Genomic DNA, 17917 nt, shown 5'->3' with positions numbered 1-17917 from the left:
CCCATGCCATGGTTGGCCGCCTCGCTGGCGGGCCTGCTTCTGGCTCTGCCGTTCCCGGCCGCCGCTCAGCAGGTGCCGGACAGCGAGCGCAGCGTGACGCTGCGCGTGGCGCTCGATCCGGCTCGCCAGACGCTCGAGGCAGAGATGCGCCTGCAGCCGCCGCCGGCAACGGGGGCGTTCCGGCTGCTGCCGGGGCTCAGGGTGGACGACGTCACTGCGGACGGGGTACCGCTCGAGGTGACCACCGCGGCACCGGGGGAGCACCGGGTGACGGTGCCCGAGACGGCCGAGGCGCTGAGCCTGCGCTGGCGGGGCACGCTGGCAGCGGATGACGCCCACCTGCAGCTCTCGCCGGCGGGGAGTTGGCTGCCCGCCGACACGGCCTGGTACCCGCAGTTTGTAGAGAGGGCCGACGCCGCCCCCTTCGCCCTGGCGCTCGAGATCCAGGTGCCCGAGGGGCAGCGCGCCGTGGGTAGCGGCTCGCTCGAGGGGGAGCCGCGCCTGGACGCGCAGGGCTACCGGGTGCGCCATGGCCATCCCCGCGCGCGGGGCATCACGGTGGCCGCGGGGCCGTGGCGGGAGCGCACCCACGAGGCCGAGGGCGTGCGCCTGCGCACCCTCTTTCCGGCCGCGCTGGACGAGGCCTTCGCCGAGACGTATCTCGAGCGGGCGGCCAGCCATCTGTCGCGTTTCGTGGCGCGGCTCGGCCCCTACCCCTTCGAGAGCTTCACCGTGGCCACCTCGCCCGCGCCGGTGGGCGTGGCCTATCCCGGCTTCACGCTGCTCGGCGAGCGGGTGGTGCCCCTGCCTTTCGTTCCCGAGACCTCGCTGGCCCATGAGCTGATGCACGGTTGGTGGGGTGTCGCCGTACCGGTGGCGCCGGAGGGCGGCAACTGGTCCGAGGCGCTGACCACCTACCTGGCCGACTACCACCTGGACGAGCGGCGCGGCGAGGCGCGGGCCACTCGCCTTCGCTGGCTCATTGACCTCTCGGCGCTGCCCGCCTCAAAGGAGATCGCCCTGGTCGACTTCCAGGGCGGCAACGATCCGGCCCATCGCGTGGTGGGTTACGAGCAGGGCGCCATGCTCTTCCACATGCTGCGACAGCGTATCGGCGGTGCCGCCTTCGACGCCGGCCTGCGCCGCCTGGCCGAGCGCCATCGCTTCGAGGCGGCGAGCTGGGAGAATCTGGCGGCCGCCTTCAGCGAGGCGTCCGGCGAGGCGCTCGACGATGTCTTCGCCGCCTGGGTCGCGCGGCCGGGGCGCCCGCGGCTGGCGCTCGACGGGGTCACCTACCAGGAGACCGCCGCCGGCTGGGCGGTGGAGGGCAACCTGGCGCAGTCGGGCCCGGGGGCGCCCTGGCCGCTTCAGGTGCCGCTGGTCGTCGAGACCGAGGCGGGGGTGAGCCGTCACCGGGTGGTGCTGGAGAGCCAGCAGGCGGCGTTCACGCTGGCACTGGAAGAGGCGCCGGTGGCGCTCGCGGTGGACCCGGACTTCGACCTGCTGCGCCAGCTCGAAGCCGCCCCCTTCACGCTGCGCCACCTCGCCCTCGACCCGGACAGCCGCCTGCTGGCCCTGGACGCGACGGCGGCCGAGCTCGGCCAGGGCATCTTCGAGCGCTCGCTGCCCCGGGCCGAAGGGGAAGGCAGTGGGCCGCGGCTGGTGGTCGGCGGCACCGGGGCGGTCATCGACTGGCTGGCCGCCCAGGGCATCGAAGCGCCGTCCCTGGCACGACGCGGCCGGGCCCGCTTCTGGACGCTGCCGAATGCCGCCCTGGTGGCGGCGAGCGCCGATGATCGCGACGCCCTGGCGCGGCTGCTGCGTGTGATGCGCCACCACCAGTCACGCAGCTATCTGGTACAGGGCCCCGGGGGCGAGACGCGCGAGGCCGGTACCTGGCCGGTCGAGGAGCCCGGCCTGCGTCGCGACTTCGCGCCTTGACAAGGTATGTAGTGGGAGGGAGCTTCAGCTCGCGAAGCAGCGCGCAGCGCTGCCTGATATGGGCGCCTTTCGGCGCCTTTCGGCGCCTTCGCCCGGCAGAGCCGGCCTCCCACTCTAGCCCGCTGTGCCGGGGTAGCATCAACTGTGATCACCCTGAGCCATGGGGGGACTGCCGCTTGCGCCTGCGGGGGCGCTGTTACATCATCGGCGCGCCCGATGCCCACCCCACCACCGGAGGATCCCCGTGGCCATTTCCCGTTTCGGCGACCTGCTCGAGGAGGCGCGTCGCCAGCCCGAACCCCAGCGGTTGCTGTTCGTGTTCACCCGGGCCGAACTGCCCGACCACCCCAGCGAGGCGCAGCGCCGGCACTTCGAGCAGGGCGAGGGCGGCGTGCTCACCCCGGTGCTGTGCGTCGACAAGGCGCCCGAGGAGCTCAGCGACATGGCCGCGCTGGTGGCCGAATCCCGCCAGACCGGCATCGACTGGGACATCGTCTTCGTGGCAGCCCTGGCCGGCAGCGGCACCACGCCGCCTTCTGCCGAGCAGGCGGAGCAGCACCTCAATCGCATGGTGGAAGCCGTGAAGATGGGCAATGTCGCCCCCTTCCTGGCCCTGGATCGCCAGGGCGACGCCGTGCGCATGGGCTGAGGCGCCCCCGGCCTTCCCATAGGGTTGAATTATCACGGTCATGGCGCCATTCAATTTACCCTATCGAGAGATACGGGCTACCATGCCTCTCGTATCGCGGTCACCCATTCAACGAAAGTCGAAAGGAGCATTCGTCAATGTCCCTGCTGAACACCGAAGTCAAGCCGTTCAACGCCACTGCCTATCACAACGGCGAGTTCGTCGAAGTGTCCGAGGAGAGCCTCAAGGGCCAGTGGAACATCTTCTTCTTCTATCCGGCCGACTTCACCTTCGTCTGCCCCACCGAGCTGGGTGACCTGGCAGACAACTACGAGGAATTCAAGAAGCTGGGCGTCGAGATCTACAGCGTCTCCACCGACACCCACTTCACCCACAAGGCGTGGCACGACAGCTCCGAGACCATCAGCAAGCTCAAGTACCCGATGCTGGCCGACCCGACCCACACCATCTCGCGCAATTTCGAGGTGCTGATCGAGGAAGACGGCATCGCCGAGCGCGGCACCTTCGTGGTCGACCCGGACGGCAAGATTCAGATCATCGAGCTCAACGCCGGCAATATCGGCCGCAACGCCGAGGAGTTGCTGCGCAAGGTCAAGGCCGCCCAGTACGTGCGTGCCAACCCCAACGAGGTGTGCCCGGCCAAGTGGGAAGAGGGCGCCGAGACCCTGTCTCCCTCCCTGGACCTGGTCGGCAAGATCTAAGCGACCCCGCCCCCTCGCGAGCGACCCCTTGACCTCGTGAGTGCTGCGCCCGGGCGTGCCGCGCCCGGGCGCTTTTCCAGACAGCGCCATTCGCCGCTTCGCGGCTGCACCGCGAATCACCGGCAAGTTGCGCCCTTTTATATTAGCTAGATATGAAGGATCGCTGTCATGTTGGACGACAATCTGAAAGCACAGCTCAAAGCCTACCTGCAGAAGGTCACTCAGCCGTTCGAGATCGTCGCGTCCCTCGATGACGGCGACAAGTCGCAGGAGCTCTTCAAGCTGCTCACCGAGATCACCGAGCTCTGTGACAAGATCACTCTCAAGACTGACGGCGAGGCGGCTCGCACGCCGTCGTTCGCCCTCAACCGCCCAGGTGAGGAGACCGGCCTGACTTTCGCCGGCATCCCCATGGGCCACGAATTCACCTCGCTGGTACTGGCGCTGCTGCAGGTCGGCGGCCATCCGCCCAAGGCCAGCGACGCGGTCATCGAGCAGATCAAGGCGCTGGACGCCGACCTGCATTTCGAGACCTACTTCTCGCTCTCCTGCCAGAACTGCCCGGACGTGGTGCAGGCGCTCAACCTGATGGCGATCCTCAATCCGCGGATTCGCCACGTGGCCATCGACGGCGCGCTCTTCCAGGACGAGGTGGAGCGCCGCGAGATCATGTCGGTGCCCAGCGTCTACCTCAACGGCGAGCCCTTCGACCAGGGCCGCATGAGCCTCGAGCAGATACTCGCCAAGGTGGACACCGGTGCCGCCGAGCGCGAGGCCGCCAAGCTCAACGACAAGCCGGCCTTCGACACCCTGATGATCGGCGGCGGCCCGGCCGGCGCGGCGGCGGCGGTCTACGCCGCGCGCAAGGGCATCCGCACCGGGGTGGCCGCCGAGCGGTTCGGCGGCCAGGTGCTCGACACCCTGGCCATCGAGAACCTCATCTCCGTGCCCCACACCGAGGGTCCCAAGCTCGCCGCGGCGCTGGAGGAGCACGTCAAGGAGTACGAGGTCGACATCATGAACCTGCAGCGCGCCGTCGAGCTGGTGCCGTCCAGCCAACCGGGCGGCGAGCACGAGGTGCGCTTCGAGTCCGACGCCACGCTGAAGAGTCGCACCCTGGTGCTGGCCACCGGCGCCCGCTGGCGCGAGATGAACGTGCCCGGCGAGGCCGAGTACCGCAACAAGGGCGTGGCCTACTGCCCGCACTGCGACGGCCCGCTGTTCAAGGGCAAGCGCGTGGCGGTGATCGGTGGCGGCAACTCCGGCGTCGAGGCGGCCATCGACCTGGCCGGCCTGGTGGCCGAGGTCACCTTGATCGAGTTCATGGACGAGCTGCGTGCCGACGACGTGCTGCAGAAGAAGCTCGCCAGCCTGCCCAACGTGGAGATCATCAAGGGCGCCCGCACCACCGAGGTGACCGGCGACGGCTCGCGCGTCACCGGCCTCACCTTTGAAGAGCGCGCCAGCGGCGAGCTGCGCCGGCTCGATCTCGAAGGCGTCTTCGTGCAGATCGGCCTGGTGCCCAACACCGAGTGGCTCAAGGATTCGCCCATCGAGCTCTCCGAGCGCGGCGAGATCGTCACCGATGCGCGCGGCATGACCAGCGTGCCGGGCATCTTCGCCGCCGGCGACGTCACCACCGTGCCCTACAAGCAGATCGTCATCGCCATGGGCGAGGGCTCGCGGGCCGCGCTCGGCGCCTTCGATTACCTGATCCGCAGCTGATGCCGGCGGCCTCTCGGGGCCGTCCCTGTCCGATTCGCGCCCCCGCCGGCCTCGCCGGTGGGGGCGTTGTCGTGTGTCGGCCCCGTGACGGGGCACGGCGGCTCGCCGGTGCTTCCTGGCGGTGCATGGCCGGTCGCGGCGGGAAAGACAGCCAGCGTTGAATCACGGTTTCGCCGGGCATGTCCCGCTAATGGAACGAACCTTGCTAAGGTCAGGGCACATGCCGAAATGGCATGACTGGTTTCATCCATCCAATACCAACGACATCACGACAACGAGGGAAACGAACATGCAGTACAACAAGAAGAAGTGGGTAATGCTGACCTCCGCAGCGGCACTGACCCTGGGGACGGCCGGCCTGGCCTCGGCCACCACCCTGGAGGATATGCGCGAGAACGGGGCCGTCCAGTGCGGCGTCAGTGACGGCCTGCCGGGCTTCTCTGCGCCGGACGACGAGGGCAACTGGCAGGGGATCGACGTGGACGTGTGCCGTGCCGTGGCGGCCGCCGTGCTCGGTGATGCCGATGCCGTACGCTACGTCTCGCTCAACGCCGTCGAGCGCTTCACGGCGCTGCAGTCCGGCGAGGTGGACATGCTGTCGCGCAACACCACCTGGACCACCACCCGCGATACCACCCTGGGGCTGAACTTCACCGGCACCAACTTCTACGACGGCCAGGGCTTCCTGGTGTCCCGCGACCTGGGCATCTCGAGTGCCGGCGAGCTGGACGGCGCTGCGATCTGCGTGCAGTCCGGCACCACCACCGAGCTCAACCTGGCCGACTACTTCCGCGCCAATGACATGGAGTTCCAGCCCATCGTCTTCGACACCTCCGAGCAGACGGTGGGTGGCTTCGAGGCCGGCCGCTGCGACGTCCTCACCTCCGACACCTCCCAGCTGGCCGCCCTGCGCATCCAGCTCTCCGACCCGGGCGGTGCGGTCATCCTCCCGGAGGTGATCTCCAAGGAGCCGCTGGGGCCGGTGGTTCGCCAGGGTGACGACCAGTGGTTCAACATCGTCAAGTGGTCGCTGTTCGCCATGATCAATGCCGAGGAACTGGGCATTTCCAGCGACAACGTCGACGACATGCTCGACTCCGAGAACCCCAACGTGGCGCGCCTGCTGGGCCAGGATGGCAACTACGGCGAGAGCATGGGCCTCGAGGCCGACTGGGCCTACAACATCATCAGCCAGGTGGGTAACTACGGCGAGATCTACGACCGTAACGTGGGCATGGATTCGCCGCTGGAGATCGAGCGCGGCGTCAACCGCCTCTGGACCGAAGGTGGCCTGCAGTACGCCCCGCCCGTCCGTTGATCCTTGGGGGCCGGCCTGGCCGGCCCTCCTCTGACCAACCCGCGCTAGCCGGCCCGGACACCCCGGGCCGGCAGTCTCGTGCCCTGCTTGACGGATCCAGGCGGAGAACCCTTCATGTCCGTTCGACCCCAGGCCCGACCTTCGGGCCCCAAGCCACCCTTCTGGCGTGACCGCGCCAAGCGTGCGCTGCTCTTCCAGGCCGTGTTGATCGCCGGCGTCGCGGCCTTCCTGCTCTACATCATCGGCAACACCCAGGACAACCTGGCGGCGCGCGGCATCACCACCGGCTTCGGCTTTCTGACCAACACCGCTGGCTTTGGCATCGTCCAGAGCCTGATCGACTACTCCTCGCAGAGCACCTACGCGCGCACCTTCATCGTGGGCTTGCTCAATACCCTGCTGGTGTCGGCGCTCGGCGTGCTGGCGGCAACGATCATCGGCTTCACGGTGGGCATCGCGCGTCTTTCGCCCAACTGGCTGATTGCTCGGCTCGCCAGCGGCTACATCGAGATCTTTCGCAACATCCCGCTGCTGCTGCAGATCTTCTTCTGGTACTTCGCCGTGCTCCAGGCCCTGCCGAGCCCGCGGCAGAGCCACGCCTTCGGCGAGACGCTCTTTCTCAACGTGCGCGGCCTCTACCTGCCCGAGCCGCAGTTCCTCTCCGGCTTCGGGCTGATACCCGGGGCCTTCGTGGTGGCCATCGTCGCCAGCATCGCCCTGGTGATCTGGAACCGGCGGCGCCATGATGCGACCGGCAAGCGCCTGCCCGCCGGGTGGCTCTCGGCTTGCCTGATTGTCGGCCTGCCGCTCGCCGTCCTGGTGATCACCGGCGTTCCCGTGACCTGGGAAATGCCCGAGCTGACCGGCTTCAACTTCCGCGGCGGCATCACGGTGATTCCCGAGTTCCTGGCGCTGTGGCTGGCGCTCTCCATTTATACCGCCTCGTTCATCGCCGAGATCGTGCGCTCGGGCATCCAGGCGATTCCCCACGGCCAGACCGAAGCGGCCCAGGCGCTGAGCCTGCCCCAGGGGCTGGTGCTGCGCCTGGTGATCATCCCCCAGGCGCTGCGTGTGATCATTCCTCCGCTCACCAGCCAGTACCTCAACCTGATCAAGAACTCCTCGCTGGCCACGGCCATCGGCTACCCGGACCTGGTGTCGGTGTTCGCCGGTACCACCCTCAACCAGACCGGCCAGGCCATCGAGGTGATCGCCATGACCATGGCGGTGTACCTCACCATCAGCCTGCTGGTGTCGCTGTTCATGAACTGGTTCAACGCCCGCGTGGCGCTGGTGGAACGCTAGGAGAGCGCCATGACCCACAACGAAACCGTGATTCCCGAACGCCCGGCGCCGCGGCTGACCGTCGGACCGCTGGCCTGGCTGCGCGCCAACCTCTTCAGCGGGCCGGTGAACAGCCTCTTCACCCTGCTTGGGCTCTACCTGCTCTATTTGCTGCTCACCCCGGCGATCCAGTGGGCGCTCATCGACGCCGACTGGATCGGCACCAGCCGCGACGACTGCTCGCGGGAGGGGGCCTGCTGGGTGTTCGTCAATGCGCGCCTCGGCCAGTTCGTCTACGGCCTTTACCCGGGCGGGGAGATCTGGCGCATCAACCTGATGTTCGCCACCTTTGCGGCACTGCTGGCCTGGCTGGCGATTCCGCGCCTGCCGTTCAAGCGCTGGGTAGCGCCGGTCACTCTCGTCGCCTTCCCGGTGTTCGCCTACGTGCTGCTCTATGGCGGGCACTTCGGTCTGCCGGTGGTGGAAACGCATCGCTGGGGCGGGCTCTCCCTGACCCTGATCCTGGCCACCGTGGGTATGGTGGCGGCCCTGCCCATCGGCATCGTGCTGGCGCTGGGGCGGCGCTCGCAGATGCCCATCGTGCGCAGCGTCTGCGTGGTGTTCATCGAGTTCTGGCGCGGCGTGCCGCTGATCACCATCCTCTTCATGGCCTCGGTGATGCTGCCCCTTTTCCTGCCCACCGGGATGACCATCGACCGCCTGGTACGCGCGCTGATCGGCATCACCCTCTTCCAGAGCGCCTACATGGCCGAGGTGGTGCGCGGTGGCCTGCAGGCCATTCCCAGGGGCCAGGAGGAAGCCGCCGCGGCGCTGGGCATGGGCTACTGGCAGCGCATGGGCCTGATCGTGCTGCCCCAGGCGCTGAAGATGATGATCCCCGGTATCGTCAACACTTTCATCTCGCTGTTCAAGGACACCACCCTGGTGATGATCATCGGGCTCTTCGACCTGCTGGGCATCGTCCAGGCGGCGCTGTCGGATTCGCGCTGGCTGGGCTTCGCCGTGGAGGGCTACGTCTTCGCGGCGCTCATGTTCTGGATCTTCTGTTTCAGCATGTCGCGCTACAGCCAGTATCTGGAGAAGAAACTGCATACCGGCCACAAACGTTAAGACATCATGATGCATTGCTCCGCGCCGGCGGTGGCGAGCCTCGCTTCGCTGGCGACATGAATCAACGCATCCTTGATGCAAAAACAGGATGACAACAATGAGTGAACAGGCAATCGACTCTCAGGCCGGCGCGGCGACCCCCATGGTCGAGATGCGCGGCGTCAACAAGTGGTACGGCGACTTCCACGTGCTGCGCGACATCCATCTCGAGGTGAACCGCGGCGAGCGCATCGTCATCTGCGGGCCCTCGGGCTCCGGCAAGTCGACTCTGATCCGCTGCATCAACCACCTCGAGGAGCACCAGGAGGGCGAGATCGTGGTGGGCGGGGTGCCGCTCACCCAGGACGTCAAGCGCATCGAGCAGATCCGCCGCAGCGTCGGCATGGTGTTCCAGCACTTCAACCTCTTTCCCCACCTCACGGTGCTGGAGAACTGCTGCCTCTCGCCCATGTGGGTGCAGAAGAAGCCGCGCCGCGAGGCCGAGGCCCAGGCCATGCAGTACCTGGAGCGGGTGCAGATCGCCGAGCAGGCCAGGAAGTATCCCGGCCAGCTCTCCGGCGGCCAGCAGCAGCGCGTGGCCATCGCCCGCTCGCTGTGCATGCACCCCGAGGTGATGCTCTTCGACGAGCCCACCTCGGCGCTCGACCCGGAGATGATCAAGGAGGTGCTCGATGTCATGGTCGAACTCGCCAAGGAGGGCATGACCATGCTCTGCGTGACCCACGAGATGGGCTTTGCCAAGACCGTGGCGGATCGGGTGATCTTCATGGATCAGGGGCAGATCATCGAGGAGAACGCTCCGGAGCCCTTCTTCAACGACCCGCAGTCGGAGCGCACCCAACTCTTCCTCAGCCAGATCCTCGGTCACTGAGCCGCTCCACGGCATCGTCCATGGTCGGGGTGGCGTCGGCCGCAGCGGAGAGCTGCCAGTAGGCGACGACCCGGTTGCGCCCGCCGTGCTTGGCGGCGTAGAGCGCCTGGTCGGCCTGGGCGATGGCCAGGGTCGGGTCTGGGCGTCGTCCCGGCGCGGCGGACAGGCAGGCCGCCCCCAGGCTCACGGTGATGGGGATCGTCAGCGCCTCGCCGCCTGCCGACGGGGCCGCGAGCTGAAAGGGGGCATCGGCGATGCCGGCGCGCAGCCGTTCGGCCACCTGCAACACTTCCGGCTGCTCGAGGCCGCTGACCACGATGGCGAACTCCTCGCCCCCCAGCCGGGCCAGGCCGTCCTGGCTGCGCAGCTCGCCGCCGAGGCGCTGGGCCAGCAGGCGCAGCAGGGCATCGCCGGCCGGGTGCCCGAAGCGGTCGTTGACCGGCTTGAAGTGGTCGATATCGAGCAGCAGCAGATGGTGGGGCGCGCCGTCGTCGCGCAAGGCCTCGTCGAGATGGCGCCACAGGCCGCGGCGGTTCAGCGTGCCGGTGAGCTCGTCGTATTCGGCGGCCACCCTGGCGCGCTGCTCGCCCTGCTTGCGCAGGCTGACGTCGATGATCAGTCCCGCCAGGCTCTGCACCTGCTGGTTCGGGTCGCGAACCAGTTCGGCGACGATCTCGTGCCAGCGCGTCTCGCCGTGCGCGGTGAGCAGGCGCACGTCGAGCCGCCAGCTGCAGGTGCGGGTGCACAGGCAGCGGCGCAGCTGCTGCCACAGGCGTTGTCGATCCTCGCGGGCGATGTGGGCCAACAGGCGGCGCAGCGGCAGCCGAGCGTAATCGTCCGGGTAGCCCAGGGTGCGCAGCAGCGCGCGGGAGCACCAGGTGGCGCCGCTGTGCAGGTCGACTTCCCAGATGCCGCAGTCTGTGACGCGCTGAAACAGTTCGACCTGACGGCGCCGGCTGGTCAGCTGTTGCCGGTAGATGGCCGAGGCGATCAGCTCCGCGGCCACACGCAGCGCCTGCAGGCCGGGGCCTTGCCAGTCGAGGGGGCGCTCGCAGTCGTCGATGCCCAAGGTGCCCCACCATTCACCGTTGACCATGATGGGCACCGTGACCATCGACTGGATGGCCTGGCTCTCGAGGTTGTCGCGCAGCGGGCCCTTGGCCAGGTCGGCAACGATGAACCGCTGCGCTTCGCCGCGCACTCGCTCCTCCACCATGCGCCGGTAGACCGGGTCATCGAAGACGGTGGTGAAGAAGCGAAAGCGCTTGTGGGTGAGCTGGCGGTAGCGCGGCTCAGCCGCCCACTCGAAGACGTAGTCCTGCACCACGGCCTGGGCCTGGCGCTCGATGAGCTGGAAGATCCACACCCGGCTGGCGCCGCTCGCCTCGCCGAGGGCGGCGAGCAGGCGGTCGACGCCCTCGCCCCAGAAGCGGGCGTCGATCAGGGCGCGACTGCCGGCGGCCAGGGCAGCGAGAAGGCGGGTGTCGTCCGGGGTCACGCGATCCGACATGGTGAGGGCTCGTCCATGGGCACCCCTCGATGATACCCCTTAGCTAGGACAACACAACGATCCTACGACAACACAACGATGCCGGCCGGGGGCAGCGACGCGCGGTCGCGATGCGCCGTCAACGCTCCCCCCTCCAGCGCCGTGAGCAGGATCTGCAGCGGGTCGCCGTGACTCACCAGCAGCAGCGTCTCGTCGCGGTACGCCCGCTCCAGGGCGTCGATCACGGCCAGCATGCGTGTCGCCACGCTGGCCACGCTCTCCACTCCGAAGGCGCGATGGTCGGCATCCCTGGCGTCGCGGGCCCACACCTGGGGGTAGCCTGCGTCCGGCCCCCCCTCCAGGTCGCCGAAATGGCGCTCGCGCAGGCGGGGCTCGGGGTGGAGCGCCGCATTGAAGTGCACAGCCACTCGCGCGGCGGTCTCGGTGGTGCGCCGGAAATCCGAGTGCCATATTCGGCTGGGCACGGGCCAGGGCCAGTCGGCGGTCACCGCCTCGAGCTGGGCGCACCCGTGCGGGGAGAGGCCGTAGGCATCCAGGCCGCGCTGCGGCGTACTGATGATCAGGCCCTGGGCGTTGGCTTCGCTGTGGCCGTGGCGCATCAGCAGGTAGCGGTTGTGGCGTCGGGACACAGCGTGAAATCTCCCGTTTGACATGAATTTGTCACACTACCTAGATTGAACAGAGGTTTTCGCATGCGAGCATAGCATGCGGCCATATGTTCGGTTCCGCTCAGCTGGACAGGGCTGGTAGACCGCCTTGTCGGCTGGGCGTCGTCGAGCCAATAACGAGCCAATAACAACAGACCGCGAGGCACGCCATGACCACACACCCCGCTTTCCTTCCGCGCGCCGCCGGTGCGCTGTCACGCTTGTCGCTGCTCTCCCTGTCGCTGCTGCTCGCCTCCACGGCACTGGCCCAGGAGGAGTGTCCGCGCGGCCAACTGGACGACCTCTACTGCGACCGCGACGGCGACCTGGTCGCCGACCGGCCGGAAGACGAAGCGCAGTGGGCCAATCCCGACACCCTGATCTTCGCCTACACCCCGGTGGAGGACCCGGCCATCTACGCCGACATCTGGGAGCCGTTCATCACCCATCTGGAAGAGGTCACCGAGCGCGACGTGCGTTTCTTCGCCGTGCAGTCCAACTCCGCCCAGGTGGAAGCGATGCGCAGCGGCCGACTGCACATCGCCGGCTTCTCCACCGGCCCGACGCCCTTCGCCGTCAACCTGGCCGGGGCCGTGCCCTTCGCGCTGATGGGCTCCGACGACGGTCGCTTCGGCTATACCCTGCAGCTCTACACCCATGTCGATTCCGACATCCACGAGATGGCCGACCTCGAGGGCAAGCGCGTGGCGCACACCTCGCCCACCTCCAACTCCGGCAACCAGGCGCCGCGGGCGCTCTTCCCCGAAGAGGGCATCGTCCCCGATGAAGACTACGAGGTGGTCTACTCCGGCAGCCACGACCAGTCGATGCTCGGGGTGGTGGCGCGCGACTACGACGCCGCGCCTGTGGCCTCGGAGGTGGTCGAGCGCATGGCCGCGCGCGACCTCTATGACCCGGACGAGGTGCGGCTGATCTACGAGTCGGACTCCTTCCCGACCACCTCCTACACCTACGCCCACAACCTGCATCCCGACCTGGTGGACAAGATCGAGGAGGCCTTCTTCTCCTTCGACTTCGCCGGCACGGCGCTGGGCGAGGAGTTCGAAGGCGTGGAGAAGTTCATCCCCATCAACTACCAGGAGCACTGGAAGGTCATCCGCACCATCCAGAAAGCCAACGGGGTGGAGTACACGCCCGACAACCTCGAATGAGCTCCCGCCCGCCACTGACCGGCAGCCGTCCGCGGACGGCTGCCGGCAACCAGGCGTTTCCGCACCCGCCGGGATTCACTCCATGCTAGAGATTACCAACCTGACCAAGCGCTACGGCAACGATGCCCCGGTGCTCGAGGGGCTCGATCTCAAGGTCGAGGGCAACAGCGTGGTGGCCATCGTGGGCGCCTCCGGCGCCGGCAAGAGTACCCTGCTGCGCTGCATCAATCGGCTGGTCGAGCCCACGTCGGGTTCCATCAAGCTCAACGGCAGCGAGCTCGTCACCCTCAAGGGCGCGGCGCTGCGCCGCGCCCGGCGCAAGATCGGCATGGTCTTCCAGGGCTTCAACCTCATCGACCGGCTCACGGTGATGGAGAACGTGCTGGCCGGCCGGCTCGGCTACGTCAACCTCTACCAGGCGATCACGCGCCGCTATCCCCGGGCCGACATCGAGCGCGCCTTCACGCTGCTCGAGCGGGTGGAGATCGCCCACTACGCCAACAAGCGCGCCGACGCCCTCTCCGGCGGCGAGCGCCAGCGGGTCGGGGTGGTGCGGGCGCTGATGCAGGAGCCGAAGATCCTGCTCGCCGACGAGCCCACCGCCTCGCTCGACCCGCGCACCTCCGAGCAGATCATGCGCCTGCTGCAGAGCCTGGCCAGCGAGCTCTCGCTGCCGGTACTGATCAACATCCACAACGTGGCCCAGGCCAAGGCCTATACCGAGCGCATCGTCGGGCTGCGCCACGGCAAGATGACCTTCGACGGCACCCCCGACGAGTTCACCAAATCGGCCCTGGAGGCCATCTATGGCGGCATCGAGGCGCCCGACGACGAGCTGACCGCGCCGGCGGCCAAGCCGAGGAAGGGCGCACGGGGGGTGACCCATGACGACCCGCTCTAGCGCCCCGTCCCCTCGCCAGGGGCGGCGCACCTGGCGCAAGCCGCCCTTCATCGCCAACCCCTGGCTGCGCTACGGCCTGTGGCTGGCGGTGGCGGTCTATCTCGTCTGGGCGCTGGGTACCCTGCCCTTCAACTGGGCGCGCATCGCCGAGGGGGTGCCGCGCGCCGCGCGCATCTTCGGCGGCGGCTTTCCGCCTAGCTTCGCGCGTGCCGACCTGCTCTTCACCGGCTTCAAGGAGAGCCTGCAGATCGCCATCCTGGCGACCCTGCTCGGGGTGATGCTCTCCATTCCCTTCGCGGTGATGGCGGCGCGCAACCTGGTGCCGCGCCCGGTCTACGTCGTCGGTCGGGCGGTGATCATCGTCTCGCGCAGCTTCCACCCGGTGATCGTGGCGATCCTCTTCGTCGCCGCGGTGGGCTTCGGCCCCCTGGCGGGGATTCTGACGCTGACCCTCTACTCCATCGGCTTTGTCGGCAAGCTGCTCGCCGAGGAGATCGAGGAGATCGACTGGGGCCAGGTGGAGGCGATGAAGGCCGCGGGCGCGGGCTACTTCGCGACCCTCGTCTATGCGGTCTTCCCGCAGATCCTGCCGCGCCAGGTGGGGCTTTCCATGTATCAGCTCGACAGCAACCTGCGCGCCTCGGCGGTGGTGGGCATCGTCGGCGCCGGGGGGATCGGCGGCACCCTGATGAACGCCTTCGGGCGCTACGACTACGACTTCGCCTTCGCCATCCTCTTGGTGATCATCGCGGTGATCCTGGTCAGCGAAGGCGTCAGCGGCTGGGTGAGGAAGCAGATATGGTAGCCAAGTCATCTTCCAGGGAAGGGCGTGTCTGGCACCGCTATGATCGCCGCCAGCGCCTGATCCGCTACGTCGTGCTGCTGCTCTCGCTGACGGTGCTCTACTGGGCGGTGAGCGACATCGACATCTTCTGGCCCTGGGTGTGGGACGCGCCCAACCAGATCGGCAGCCTCGGTGCGCGCATGTGGCCGCCCGATCCGCGCGGCCTCGGCGAGATCCTGGGCGCCCTGCTCGAGACCGTGCACATCGCCACCCTGGCCACGGCCCTGACCCTCTTCGTGGCCCTGCCGGTCTCCTACATCGCCGCCCAGAACACCACGCCCAATCGCGCCTGCCTGTGGCTGGGGCGCTTCATTCTGGTGGCCAGCCGCTCGGTGAACACCATTATCTGGGCGCTGCTCTTCGTGGCGATCTTCGGCCCCGGGGTGCTCGCCGGGATACTGGCCATCATGTTTCGCTCCATCGGCTTCGTCGGCAAGCTGATGGGCGAGGCGATCGAGGAGATCGACCGCCGCCCGGTGGAGGCCATGCAGGCCACCGGGGCGAGCAAGGCCAAGGTGATCGCCTACGCCGTGGTGCCGCAGGTGATGCCCGCCTTCTTCGCCATCGTCATCCTGCGCTGGGACATCAACATCCGCGAGTCCACGGTGCTGGGGCTGGTCGGAGCCGGGGGCATCGGGGTGATCCTGCAGGGCGCCATCGACACCTTCGCCTGGCCTACGGTGGCCACCATCCTGATTGCCATCATTACTCTGGTCCTGGTCGGCGAGGCGGTCACCGGGGTGCTGCGCCGCCGGGTGATCTGACGGTTGACCCCCCGATAGCCGCTTGCCAATGTTTAAGATGACGAAGCCGCCAACGGGCACGGCCGGCTTCCCATCCACCCAGCGAGGAGAGGCTATGACAACCTACATTGTGGTGGCCGATGCAGCTCGGGCGCGTGTCTTCACGCGCGATGCCCTCAAACTGAAAGAGCAGCAGAGCCTGGTGCACGCCGAAGGGCGTCTGCATGAAGGAGATCTGGTGACCGACCGCGGTGGCGACGTCCACGAGTCGACCGCGACCATGGCCCGCTCCGCCGGCGGCGAGAGCGTGGCGACCGAACACCATGAGGAGCTCTTTGCCAAGGAGGTGGTCGAGTGCATCTACCGGGCCCGTGTCGATAACAGCCTGAAGAAGTTGATCCTGGTGGCGCCACCGCGATTCCTGGGTCGGTTGCGCGACAACCTCGATGGCCCCTCCCGCAAGCTGGTGATCCATACCCTGGCCAAGGACCTCTCCAAGGCCAGCCTCGAGGACATTCAGGAAGCCGTCAGCGACCTGCGCTGAGTTTCCCCACTCCGGCCCGGCCTTTCGCCGGGCCCTGTCGTCTCACGGTACCGCCGGTAGGTCGATCTCGTCGCTGCGCTTCACGCCTTCCGTCATCTGTCGGCACAGGCGCAGGAACTCGCGCATGCCGGTGGCCAGATACTTGTGGCGGTGCCAGATGAAGGCGAACTGCCGGCTCAGGTCCAGCTCCGGGGTGGGAATCGGCACCAGGCTGCCGCGCCGAAAGGCGTCGCGTAGGGCGAGCTTGGAGACGCAGCCGATCCCCAGCCCCGACTCCACGGCCCGCTTGATGCCTTCGGTGTGCTCCAGCTCGAGCAGGATGTTGAAGCGCCCGCGACGGTGGCGGGCTGCCTGCTCCAGGGTCAGGCGCGTGCCCGAGCCCTGCTCGCGCATGATCCACGCCTCGCGTAGCAGGCGGTCGAGCTCCACCGGGCCCTGGTCGGCGAGGCGGTGGCGCGGCGAGCAGAATACCGCCAGCTCGTCCTCCACCCAAGGTTGGGTGACCACGTCGTCCTCCTCGCAGCGCCCCTCGATCAGGCCCAGGTCGAGCTGGTGCTGGCGCACGCTGTCGATGATGGCGCGGGTGTTGCGCACCGAGAGGCGCACGCGACTGCCGGGGTGGCGCTGCATGAAGTCGCTGATCAGAAGCGTCGCCAGGTAGTTGCCGATGGTCAGCGTCGCCCCCACGTCGAGCGAGCCGATGCCCTGCTGGCCGTGCAGCAGCTCCTCGATCTCCTCGGCGCGGTCGAGCAGCGCCACCGCCTTGGGCAGCAGCTGGAAACCCAGGGCGTTGAGCTTGAGGCGCTTGCCGAGGCGGTCGAGCAGGCGGCAGTCGAACTGGCGTTCCAGCTCGGCCAGCGCCGTGCTGGTGGCGGACTGGGAGAGGGCCAGGGCGCGGGCGGCGTGGGAGACGCTCTCGTGCTGGGCCACGGCCACGAAGACTTCCAGCTGACGCAGGGTGAAATGCATGGGTGGGCTCCGCTTGGGTCGACGCTATATCTACAGTATAGATAAACGATATCCATACAATTCGATTAACAGATAAGCGCCGACCCCTTAGAATTCACGTCACACTTTCTTGGTGGCGTTATGCGTCAATAGAATATCGAGGAGCCGGCATGAGCAAGTTCGCCCTGGAAGAGGTCCTGAGCGTCCATCACTGGAACGACACCCTGTTCAGCTTCCGCACCACTCGCGAGCGCAGCCTGCGCTTCAAGAACGGCCAGTTCGTGATGATCGGCCTCGAGGTGGAGAGCAAGCCGCTCATGCGCGCCTACTCCATCGCCAGTCCCAACTACGAGGACCACCTGGAATTCTTCAGCATCAAGGTGCCGGACGGCCCGCTCACCTCGCGGCTGCAGCACCTCCAGGTGGGCGACCAGATCATGGTCAGCCGCAAGCCCACGGGTACCCTGGTCACCGACGACCTGCTGCCGGGGCGCAACCTCTACCTGCTCTCCACCGGCACCGGCCTCGCCCCCTTCATGAGCCTGATCCAGGACCCGGAGGTCTACGAGCGCTTCGAGAAGGTCGTGCTGGTTCACGGGGTGCGCACGGTGAGCGAGCTCGCCTACGCCGACTTCATCGGCAAGGAGCTGCCGGCCCACGAGTACCTGGGCGAGGAGATCAGCGCCAAGCTGGTCTACTACCCCACCGTGACCCGGGAAGACTTCCACACGATGGGGCGCCTCACCGACCACATCCGCAGCGGCAAGCTCGCCGCGGACACCGGCCTGCCGGCGCTCGATCCCAAACAGGACCGCGCCATGATCTGCGGCAGCCCGTCGATGCTCGACTCGACCAGCGCCTTGCTCGACGATCTGGGTTTCACCATCTCGCCGCGCATGGGCGAGCCGGGCGACTACGTCATCGAGCGAGCCTTCGTCGAAAAATGACCGGGCTTCGCCCTGAGCGGTAAGCCATCAGCTTTAAGCGA

General features: G+C 67.7%; 17 protein-coding genes. 14 read left to right on the top strand and 3 right to left on the bottom strand.

The genetic code is table 11. From position 1 onward, the window contains the following. The first annotated feature begins 3 nt into the window (after positions 1-3). The 8 genes from FEF15_RS11255 to FEF15_RS11220 all read left to right on the top strand — a co-directional run bounded on the left by FEF15_RS11255 (position 4) and on the right by FEF15_RS11220 (position 9620). Positions 4-1941: a M1 family aminopeptidase gene (locus tag FEF15_RS11255; RefSeq protein ID WP_163559258.1), complete on the top strand. Its 1938-nt coding sequence runs from the start codon at positions 4-6 to the stop codon at positions 1939-1941. Between the two features lie 244 nt (positions 1942-2185). Further along, complete coding sequence (locus tag FEF15_RS11250) at positions 2186-2590, top strand: ribonucleotide reductase subunit alpha (RefSeq protein ID WP_163559257.1); 405 nt, start codon at positions 2186-2188, stop codon at positions 2588-2590. Positions 2591-2727: 137 nt separating this feature from the next. Next, positions 2728-3291, top strand: a complete 564-nt coding sequence (gene ahpC, locus FEF15_RS11245) for an alkyl hydroperoxide reductase subunit C (RefSeq protein WP_163559256.1) — start codon at positions 2728-2730, stop codon at positions 3289-3291. A 168-nt stretch (positions 3292-3459) separates the two neighbouring features. Continuing rightward, positions 3460-5016 (top strand): alkyl hydroperoxide reductase subunit F, encoded by a 1557-nt coding sequence (gene ahpF / locus FEF15_RS11240; RefSeq protein WP_163559255.1) that lies wholly within the window; start codon positions 3460-3462, stop codon positions 5014-5016. Positions 5017-5305: 289 nt separating this feature from the next. Next, a complete protein-coding gene (locus FEF15_RS11235) occupies positions 5306-6334 on the top strand; it encodes an amino acid ABC transporter substrate-binding protein (protein WP_163559254.1) in 1029 nt (342 codons plus the stop codon). 114 nt (positions 6335-6448) lie between these two features. Further along, positions 6449-7639 (top strand): amino acid ABC transporter permease, encoded by a 1191-nt coding sequence (locus tag FEF15_RS11230; protein WP_163559253.1) that lies wholly within the window; start codon positions 6449-6451, stop codon positions 7637-7639. Positions 7640-7648: 9 nt separating this feature from the next. Continuing rightward, on the top strand, positions 7649-8749 hold the full coding sequence (locus FEF15_RS11225; RefSeq protein ID WP_163559252.1) for an amino acid ABC transporter permease: 1101 nt from the start codon (positions 7649-7651) through the stop codon (positions 8747-8749). 142 nt (positions 8750-8891) lie between these two features. Then, complete coding sequence (locus FEF15_RS11220; protein WP_163559272.1) at positions 8892-9620, top strand: amino acid ABC transporter ATP-binding protein; 729 nt, start codon at positions 8892-8894, stop codon at positions 9618-9620. On the opposite strand, the gene FEF15_RS11215 is transcribed toward FEF15_RS11220, so the two are convergent. Together FEF15_RS11215 and FEF15_RS11210 are read right to left on the bottom strand one after the other, a co-directional pair. Further along, positions 9598-11130: a diguanylate cyclase gene (locus FEF15_RS11215; protein ID WP_163559251.1), complete on the bottom strand. Its 1533-nt coding sequence runs from the start codon at positions 11128-11130 to the stop codon at positions 9598-9600. The two genes, FEF15_RS11220 and FEF15_RS11215, sit on opposite strands and share 23 nt — an antisense overlap. 62 nt (positions 11131-11192) lie before the next feature. Beyond that, positions 11193-11759, bottom strand: coding sequence for a histidine phosphatase family protein (locus tag FEF15_RS11210; RefSeq protein ID WP_346427860.1), 567 nt, complete (start codon positions 11757-11759; stop codon positions 11193-11195). A gap of 188 nt (positions 11760-11947) precedes the next feature. Between FEF15_RS11210 and phnD the strand changes: the two genes are divergently transcribed. The 5 genes from phnD (at position 11948) to FEF15_RS11185 (ending at position 15981) form a co-directional block, all read left to right on the top strand. Next, a complete protein-coding gene (gene phnD / locus FEF15_RS11205) occupies positions 11948-12949 on the top strand; it encodes a phosphate/phosphite/phosphonate ABC transporter substrate-binding protein (RefSeq protein ID WP_163559250.1) in 1002 nt (333 codons plus the stop codon). 82 nt (positions 12950-13031) lie between these two features. After that, positions 13032-13850, top strand: coding sequence for a phosphonate ABC transporter ATP-binding protein (gene phnC / locus FEF15_RS11200; RefSeq protein ID WP_163559249.1), 819 nt, complete (start codon positions 13032-13034; stop codon positions 13848-13850). Beyond that, entirely contained in the window at positions 13834-14655 is an 822-nt protein-coding gene (gene phnE, locus FEF15_RS11195) for a phosphonate ABC transporter, permease protein PhnE (RefSeq protein ID WP_163559248.1), read from the top strand. Before phnC ends, phnE (FEF15_RS11195) begins: the two co-directional genes overlap by 17 nt. Beyond that, the gene (phnE, locus tag FEF15_RS11190; RefSeq protein WP_163559247.1) at positions 14649-15458 is read left to right on the top strand and encodes a phosphonate ABC transporter, permease protein PhnE; all 810 of its coding nucleotides are present in this window, start codon (positions 14649-14651) and stop codon (positions 15456-15458) included. The genes phnE (FEF15_RS11195) and phnE (FEF15_RS11190) overlap by 7 nt, the downstream gene beginning before the upstream one ends. A 94-nt stretch (positions 15459-15552) precedes the next feature. Next, positions 15553-15981 (top strand): host attachment protein, encoded by a 429-nt coding sequence (locus FEF15_RS11185; protein ID WP_163559246.1) that lies wholly within the window; start codon positions 15553-15555, stop codon positions 15979-15981. A gap of 42 nt (positions 15982-16023) precedes the next feature. Here FEF15_RS11185 and FEF15_RS11180 read toward each other — a convergent pair whose 3' ends face one another. Continuing rightward, positions 16024-16950, bottom strand: a complete 927-nt coding sequence (locus FEF15_RS11180) for a LysR family transcriptional regulator (RefSeq protein WP_163559245.1) — start codon at positions 16948-16950, stop codon at positions 16024-16026. Positions 16951-17099: 149 nt separating this feature from the next. On the opposite strand from FEF15_RS11180, the gene FEF15_RS11175 reads away from it, so the two are divergent. Continuing rightward, entirely contained in the window at positions 17100-17876 is a 777-nt protein-coding gene (locus tag FEF15_RS11175) for a ferredoxin--NADP reductase (protein ID WP_163559244.1), read from the top strand. The last annotated feature ends 41 nt before the right edge of the window (positions 17877-17917 follow it).

The organism is Halomonas sp. NO4 (genome assembly GCF_010994375.1).
Taxonomy (GTDB): domain Bacteria; phylum Pseudomonadota; class Gammaproteobacteria; order Pseudomonadales; family Halomonadaceae; genus Halomonas.
Note: the sequence above shows the minus strand (reverse complement) of the source record. Positions and strands in the feature narration are given on the sequence as shown.